The sequence below is a fragment of the Psychrobacter sp. TB55-MNA-CIBAN-0194 genome (assembly GCF_040309505.1).
In the GTDB taxonomy this organism is placed as follows: Bacteria; Pseudomonadota; Gammaproteobacteria; order Pseudomonadales; family Moraxellaceae; genus Psychrobacter; species Psychrobacter fozii.
In genome coordinates, this window is the sequence record NZ_JBEOOW010000226.1 from 1 (window position 1) to 276 (window position 276).

1 protein-coding gene is annotated in these 276 nt (G+C 42.0%); it reads right to left on the reverse strand.

The features are described 5' to 3' along the window. On the reverse strand, nt 1-273 hold a 273-nt coding region (locus tag AAEY75_RS14920; protein ID WP_352260012.1), incomplete at its 3' end, for a DUF3239 domain-containing protein. Nucleotides 274-276 lie beyond the last annotated feature (3 nt).

A 276-nucleotide genomic window follows, 5' to 3' on the forward strand; every position in this document is an offset into this window, starting at 1 on the left:
CCAACCACTTTGTTCTTTATCAACCTGATACAAACCTGCCTTGTAGGGCTTATCCAACTCCAATAGTTGTCTTTCTAATTGCTGCCATTGTTCGCTTGGGTAACTCTGCATAGCCACGTTAATCACTTCTGGGTTGTCGGTCGCATATGATAAAGGGACAGGATTAAAATCTATCCAATGCGACAAAGACTCGTCGGTTGAGGCAGTATAAAGGGCTACTGTTGGCACTCTATCACCAATAGCTAAATTTTTGAGTGGTGGACATTCGATAATTTT